The following is a 5,973-nucleotide window of genomic DNA, read 5'->3' as shown; positions in this document are numbered from 1 at the left end:
GTGGGTCATGCCGAAGCGTTCGCCCCATGCCTTCTTGTCGTCATTGATGTCGACGCCGATGATCATGTCGGCCCCGGCCATCCGCAGGCCTTGAATGACGTTCAACCCGATGCCACCAAGGCCGAAGACCACGGCCTTGGCTCCCGCCTCCACATTGGCGGTGTTAAGGACTGCGCCGATGCCGGTGGTCACCCCGCAACCGATGTAGCAGATCTTGTCGAAAGGCGCGTCGTCGCGGACCTTGGCGAGGGCGATTTCCGGCACAACGGTGTGGTTGGCAAAGGTGGAGCAGCCCATGTAATGGTAGATCGGTGTACCATCCAGCATCGAGAACCGGCTGGTGCCGTCGGGCATCAGGCCCTGCCCTTGGGTGGCGCGAATCGCGGTGCAGAGGTTGGTCTTGCGCGACAGGCAGGACGGGCATTCGCGGCATTCAGGGGTGTAAAGCGGGATCACATGATCACCCGGCTTCAGGGTTTTCACCCCCGGCCCGCAGGCGATGACGACGCCGGCACCTTCGTGGCCAAGGATGGCGGGAAACAGTCCTTCGGGGTCCGCACCGGACAGGGTGAATTCATCGGTGTGGCAGATGCCGGTGGCCTTGATTTCCACCAGAACCTCGCCCTCTTTCGGGTCAGCGAGGTTTACCTCCATGATCTGCAACGGTTTTCCGGCTTCTACAGCAACGGCGGCACGGGTGCGCATATGGTATTCCCTCCCTTATGTTTGGGTGCAGGCTGTGCGAAACCAGATGCGAACGCAACGCAGGAAACGACATATGATGAAGCCTTACGTCATTCTCGCCGCCGCTCTGGCCCTTGCCGGCTGCGTCGAAGAGCCAACGCCGATGCCAAGACCGGGAGGCATCATCCCGCAATCCACCTGCGGGGCTGACCTTTTGCAAGACTACATCGGGCTGCCGGTTGCCCTGCTGCCTGCGGGGCGCGCCGATGTCACCCGCCGGGTGATCCGCCCCGGCGACGCCATCACCGAGGATTTCAGCCTGCAACGGCTGAACGTCTTTCTGGACGACGCTGACGTGATAACCCAACTGACCTGCGGCTGAGAGGAGCCTGACCATGAAATCTTTTGCCTTGCTTGCACCCCTTGCCCTGATGGCCTGCGTCGAGAACGAGATCGACCCGCAGGTGCCGATCGACCCGATGCCGGTGGAACAATGCAACGCCGCCGTGTTTCAGGGCCTTGTCGGCCAGCCCGGCAGCGTGCTGAACGGGATGCGCTTTTCCAACGACGTGCGCGTGATCCAGCCGGGTATGGCGGTGACGATGGACTTCTCGCCCAACCGGTTGAATATCTGGTTAGGTGCGGGTGACGTGATCGAGCGCGTCACTTGCGGCTAACAAAAAGGACACAGCATGATCCGCACACTTCCGCTTTTTGCAGCGCTGGCCATGGCGGCCTGCGTTCCCGTCACCGAGCCTGAGCCGAAAGATGCTTGTGGCGCATCGGGAAGCCAGAGCCTGGTCGGCCAGTCGGCTGACATCATCGCCGCGATGACGTTTCCAATCGGAACCCGCGTCATCTATCCCGACACCCCGGTGACGATGGACCTCAATCCTGAACGGCTGAACATCATCATCGGCCGGACCGGCCGGATCGAAGAGGTCAGCTGCGGCTGACCACAGGCGCGGGCGCCCCGTTCACCGACTGGGGCGCCCGCGACTTAGTCCGGGTTACTTCATCACGCGATAGGTGGTGTGGCAGTCCTTGCAGGCGCCACCAAGGCCGCCCATGCCCGCACCGATGGTTTCAACCGAAGCCACGTCCATTGCGGTTGCGGCGGCATTCAGTGCCCCGGCCTTTTTCAGGAAATCATCCCAGCTGGTCCAGATTTCCGGTTTCGCTTCTGATCCGGGGTCAGCGGCGCCCTGTTCCTTGAAGGTGGCCTCGATCTTGGCCGAAGCTTCGATCAGCGCGGCTTTTGCGCCCTCGGCGGCGGCGGCGTCATAGGCGGTCTTGCCGCCGGCAATGTCGCCCAGGATACCGGTGTTCTTGCCGATCATCTTCATCAGGTCCTGATGCGCGATGACGTTCGGATCGGTCGCTTCCACTTCTGCATAAGCGACACCAGCGGCAACAATGACCGCTGCGGCAAGGAGTTTGGTAAATTTCATTTGTCTGGCTCCGTGTTGGATTTTCTGTTGGACTTGTGGTGGGGTCTGGGCCGGTTTCGGAGTCTGGGCCGGTTTCTATTCGGGCAGTATATGCGTGACATTTTGTCCCGGAAGTATGCTTTTTTGCAGTTGGAGAGCTGCTCACGTAATTGTCATCACTGCAGGTTCAACCCGAAGTGGTGCGTCGAATGCGGACCCGACTCTTGCTTGGCATCGTATCATAACGTGAACAACACAGAAACATACGCCCGCCATCGTGGGCGACCGGAACGGTGCGCAGGTCATCACTTCGCTGAACCCCGAGGCCGCGGGCTTGTCGCTGAACCAGCCGCTGCGCGATGCCACGGCGATGTGTCCGGGCCTGTTGGTCGTCGGTGTTGCTGAACAGGATGTCGCCGAGGCCGCACGTCATGCCCTGAATGAGCTGGAGGCCGACGCGGGTTGCGCGCGGGCGGCAGCGCCTCGACATCTTGTAAGAAGCCCGAGCCTCGTCGAGACAACTGCCGTGTTCGCCTCTGGTCCGACTGCGTTCGCAAGTGGCGGCGAACAGCTCACGCATGATGAATTCCTCAGGGTGCGACGCGCCCACGACAAAGGTGAAACTCGACAACGTGGGCAGTTCGACAAAGGCCATGCGGCTCGGGGAATTCGGCTCGGGGAGTGCCAACAAAGGACGAGCATGCTGCAATGTGCCGAAGCATCTGGCCAGTGCCGTGACGTTGCACAAAAAGTCAGCAGAAAAATTCTGTGCAATAATGCACAGTGCAGTGGCAGCGACTTCAACGCCGCGTGACATCGGCCTTTACGTGAGCGTCATGCCCCAGCGTAACCAACAAAACTTGAGAGTTCAGTTGCCAGACACTGTCAAGATGCACGGCACTTCACATCTCGGCGATCCGCCGTGAATCGACTGTGATTTCACATTCTGATCGGCAAGGCCCATCTCTCTATCACCGCCCCAACCAAGGGGATGGAAATCAAATCGAAACATAAGGATACACACTATGAAAAGCTTTATTCTCGCTTCGGCTCTGATCGCTGCTGCTGCCACGGGCGCAGTTGCTCAGACCGCTCCGGTTGCTCTTTCTTCGGCAATCGAATCGCAAATCCTGACCATGGTTCCCGGTGCTGACCTCAGCAACCTCACCAACGCCCAATACGCCCAGATCGTGAGCCTGTTCTCGAACTCTGACGACCTGAGCGCTGGCAGCAACCCGGCTGGCGCCGTCAAGGCGATCCTGTCCGCGCAGTAATCTGCACAAGACTTGTAAAATCGCACAGGCCAGGAGCTCCCTCCTGGCCTGTGGATTTCAATCCAGCAGGGTAAGGATCTCAAGGCTCGGATAGCCGTCGGGTGCAAGCCCCCGCGCCTTCTGGAAAGCCTTCACTGCGGCGATGGTCTTGGGTCCCATCCGGCCATCCACCCCGCCCGCATCAAACCCCGCGACCCCCAGCCGTTCCTGCAGTTCCATCCGTTCAGGCAAAGTCAGCGCCCGCAGATCGCGCGGCCAGCTTGCGGCGATCGGCGGGCCACCCGTGATCCGGTCAGCCAGATGCCCGATGCCGATCACATAGGCATCGGCGGTGTTGTATCTCTCGATCACCTGAAAATTCGAAAAGATAAGAAACGCAGCCCCGCGTGCGCCACCGGGCAGCAAGACCGACGCCAGCCCATGGTCCGGCAACCCGCCCCCCGCAGCCGGCACCACCCCAAGCGCTGCCCACTCCGCCACGGGCTTTTTCACCGCCTCGGTGGTCTGGTCGTAATCAAAGCCTTCAGGCAGCCGCACCTCCAGCCCCCAGAGTGCGCCCTTCTTCCAGCCCCAATGCTTCAGATACGCGGCGGTGGACGCCAGCGCATCCGCCGGATCATCGCCCCAGAGGTTGCGCCTGCCGTCGCCGTCTAAATCGACGGCGAACTTCTCCCACGAGGTCGGCATGAACTGCGTATGCCCACTGGCCCCGGCCCAACTGCCACGGAAATCGGTCACATGCCCGCCCTCGATGATCTTCAGCGCGGCGATCAGTTCGGCCTCAAAGAACACCCCGCGCCGCCCGTCATAAGCCAGGGTCGCCAGCGACCCGATCACCGGCAGATCGCCCCTGAACGTGCCATAGGCGCTTTCCAACCCCCAGACGGCCACGACAATCTCCTTGTCCACGCCATAAGTCGCCTCGATCCGCTCCAGCAACTCGCCGTTCGCAGCCAGCGCCTTGATCCCCAGCGCCACCCGGTCTTCCGACACAGCGGTATCCATGTAATCCCAGATCGTCTTGGTAAACTCGTTCTGGTTGCGGTCGCGCTCCACCGTCTTGGGGTTGAATTCCACCCCGCGCATCGCCTGATCGAACGTGGCCGCCGACACCCCCGCCGCCAAGGCCCGGTCGCGAAAGCCCGGCACCCAGGCCGCTAGCCCCGCCTGCGAGCCTGCTTCGGTCATCTGCGCCTCCGACAAGGTTGTTTCCGCCCGGCCGGGCCAGACTGCGCTCATCCAGGCCGCACCCATCACCGCCAGGAACACCGCTACGCGACCCAAAGACATGCTCTCACCGATCTCGTCCGTTCCGCGCCACCCTAACATCCCCGCCCGACAAGTTGAGGCTCAAATCCGGCTTCCTCTTCGCCAAATATCCCACGGGGGGTTCCGGGGGGTGTGAAACCCCCCGGTCCCGTCATGTCCGCTTGCGCACCACTCTGCGCTTTTTCGCCGCCGCCTGCGCGGGTTTGCGCGGGGCAAAGCGCCCGCCCTTGCGCGCCCCTGCCTTCAGCGCCTGCCCCTCGATCTCCAGCAGATCCAGCGTCAGCCCGCCGGTCACCGGAACTGCCGAGGCCAGCCGCACCAGCACCCGCTGGCCGATGCCGATGGTCACCCCAGTGTCAGATCCAGTCAGGGTCTGGCTGCCCTCGTCGTAATGAAAGAACTCTCGCCCCACCGCCCGGATCGGGATCAGCCCATCCGCGCCGGTCTCATCCAGCTTCACGAACAGCCCGAACCGCTGCACGCCGGAAATCCGCCCGGTGAACTCCGCCCCCACCCGGTCGGCCAGAAACGCCGCCAGATAGCGGTCGGTGGTGTCGCGTTCCGCCGCCATGCTGCGCCGCTCCGCGTCGGAAATCAGCTTGGCCGTCTCCTCCAGATTTTCCACATCCCAAACCGACAACCCGTCATCCCCCCAGCCATGCCCGGCAATCAGTGCCCGATGCACGATCAGGTCGGAATAGCGCCGGATCGGGCTGGTGAAATGCGCATAGTTGCGCAATGCCAGACCAAAATGCCCGAAATTCTCCGGGTGGTAATAGGCCTGCGTCATCGACCTGAGGGTGGAGATGTTCATCAGTTCGTCGAATTCCGTGCCCTCGGCCTGCGCCAGTAGCCGGTTCAGATGCGCGGTCTTCAGCACCTGCCCCTTGGCAAGGGTGAACCCGGATGCCAATGCCACCTCGCGCAGCGCCTCCAGTTTCTCGGGGCTTGGTTCTTCGTGGACGCGGTACAGCAGCGGGGTTTTCAGCGCGATGAGGGTTTCGGCGGCGGCGACGTTGGCCAGCACCATGCACTCCTCGATCAGCCGGTGCGCATCCAGCCGCTCGCGGAACGCGACCGAGACGACATCGCCCGCCTCGCTGAGGATGATCTTGCGCTCGGGCAGGTCAAGGTCCAGCGGCTGGCGGCGTTCGCGCGCTGATTTCAAGGCATCGTAGGCGGCATAGAGCGGCTTGATCACGGTTTCGACCAGCGCTGCGGTGACATCGTCGGGAACCCCGTCCTGCGCCTCCTGCGCCTGGGCATAGTGCAAGGACGCCGCCGACCGCATGAGGCCGCGCACGAAGCGGTGGCCG

At 62.4% G+C, this 5,973-nt stretch carries 9 protein-coding genes; 5 read left to right on the top strand and 4 right to left on the bottom strand.

Annotated features, from left to right (window positions below):
- The coding region (locus tag RMO18_RS18400) for an alcohol dehydrogenase catalytic domain-containing protein (RefSeq protein ID WP_309667891.1) at positions 1-705 on the bottom strand (705 nt) is incomplete at its 3' end.
- A 73-nt stretch (positions 706-778) separates the two neighbouring features.
- On the opposite strand from RMO18_RS18400, the gene RMO18_RS18395 reads away from it, so the two are divergent.
- From RMO18_RS18395 to RMO18_RS18385, 3 genes are read left to right on the top strand one after another with little or no spacing between them, the layout of a single operon-like run.
- Positions 779-1,066: an I78 family peptidase inhibitor gene (locus RMO18_RS18395; RefSeq protein WP_309667889.1), complete on the top strand. Its 288-nt coding sequence runs from the start codon at positions 779-781 to the stop codon at positions 1,064-1,066.
- 13 nt (positions 1,067-1,079) lie between these two features.
- Complete coding sequence (locus tag RMO18_RS18390; RefSeq protein WP_309667887.1) at positions 1,080-1,361, top strand: I78 family peptidase inhibitor; 282 nt, start codon at positions 1,080-1,082, stop codon at positions 1,359-1,361.
- A 15-nt stretch (positions 1,362-1,376) separates the two neighbouring features.
- Positions 1,377-1,640 (top strand): I78 family peptidase inhibitor, encoded by a 264-nt coding sequence (locus tag RMO18_RS18385; RefSeq protein ID WP_309667885.1) that lies wholly within the window; start codon positions 1,377-1,379, stop codon positions 1,638-1,640.
- A 54-nt stretch (positions 1,641-1,694) separates the two neighbouring features.
- Here the strand turns inward: RMO18_RS18385 and RMO18_RS18380 are convergent, their stop codons facing one another.
- Positions 1,695-2,135 carry a cytochrome c gene (locus RMO18_RS18380; protein WP_309667884.1) on the bottom strand — a complete coding sequence of 147 codons (441 nt, stop codon included), beginning with the start codon at positions 2,133-2,135 and terminating at the stop codon, positions 1,695-1,697.
- A gap of 256 nt (positions 2,136-2,391) precedes the next feature.
- On the opposite strand from RMO18_RS18380, the gene RMO18_RS18375 reads away from it, so the two are divergent.
- Together RMO18_RS18375 and RMO18_RS18370 are read left to right on the top strand one after the other, a co-directional pair.
- Complete coding sequence (locus RMO18_RS18375; protein WP_309667883.1) at positions 2,392-2,928, top strand: hypothetical protein; 537 nt, start codon at positions 2,392-2,394, stop codon at positions 2,926-2,928.
- Between the two features lie 211 nt (positions 2,929-3,139).
- Entirely contained in the window at positions 3,140-3,388 is a 249-nt protein-coding gene (locus RMO18_RS18370) for a hypothetical protein (RefSeq protein ID WP_309667882.1), read from the top strand.
- 57 nt (positions 3,389-3,445) lie between these two features.
- On the opposite strand, the gene RMO18_RS18365 is transcribed toward RMO18_RS18370, so the two are convergent.
- On the bottom strand, positions 3,446-4,678 hold the full coding sequence (locus RMO18_RS18365; RefSeq protein ID WP_309667881.1) for a lytic murein transglycosylase: 1,233 nt from the start codon (positions 4,676-4,678) through the stop codon (positions 3,446-3,448).
- 130 nt (positions 4,679-4,808) lie between these two features.
- The coding region (locus tag RMO18_RS18360) for an RNB domain-containing ribonuclease (RefSeq protein ID WP_309667879.1) at positions 4,809-5,973 on the bottom strand (1,165 nt) is incomplete at its 5' end.

Source organism: Tabrizicola sp. (assembly GCF_031377265.1).
Classification (GTDB): Bacteria; Pseudomonadota; Alphaproteobacteria; order Rhodobacterales; family Rhodobacteraceae; genus JAUYQR01.
The sequence above is the reverse complement of the archived record's forward strand: the minus strand, read 5'-3'. Positions and strand labels throughout refer to the sequence as shown.

Bases quoted from the DNA above. Each gene is read 5' to 3' on its own strand.
- RMO18_RS18395 (WP_309667889.1), top strand. From the start codon at position 779: ATGATGAAGCCTTACGTCATTCTCGCCGCCGCTCTGGCCCTTGCCGGC.
- RMO18_RS18390 (WP_309667887.1), top strand. From the start codon at position 1,080: ATGAAATCTTTTGCCTTGCTTGCACCCCTTGCCCTGATGGCCTGCGTC.
- RMO18_RS18365 (WP_309667881.1), bottom strand. From the start codon at position 4,678: ATGTCTTTGGGTCGCGTAGCGGTGTTCCTGGCGGTGATGGGTGCGGCC.
- RMO18_RS18385 (WP_309667885.1), top strand. From the start codon at position 1,377: ATGATCCGCACACTTCCGCTTTTTGCAGCGCTGGCCATGGCGGCCTGC.
- RMO18_RS18380 (WP_309667884.1), bottom strand. From the start codon at position 2,135: ATGAAATTTACCAAACTCCTTGCCGCAGCGGTCATTGTTGCCGCTGGT.
- RMO18_RS18370 (WP_309667882.1), top strand. From the start codon at position 3,140: ATGAAAAGCTTTATTCTCGCTTCGGCTCTGATCGCTGCTGCTGCCACG.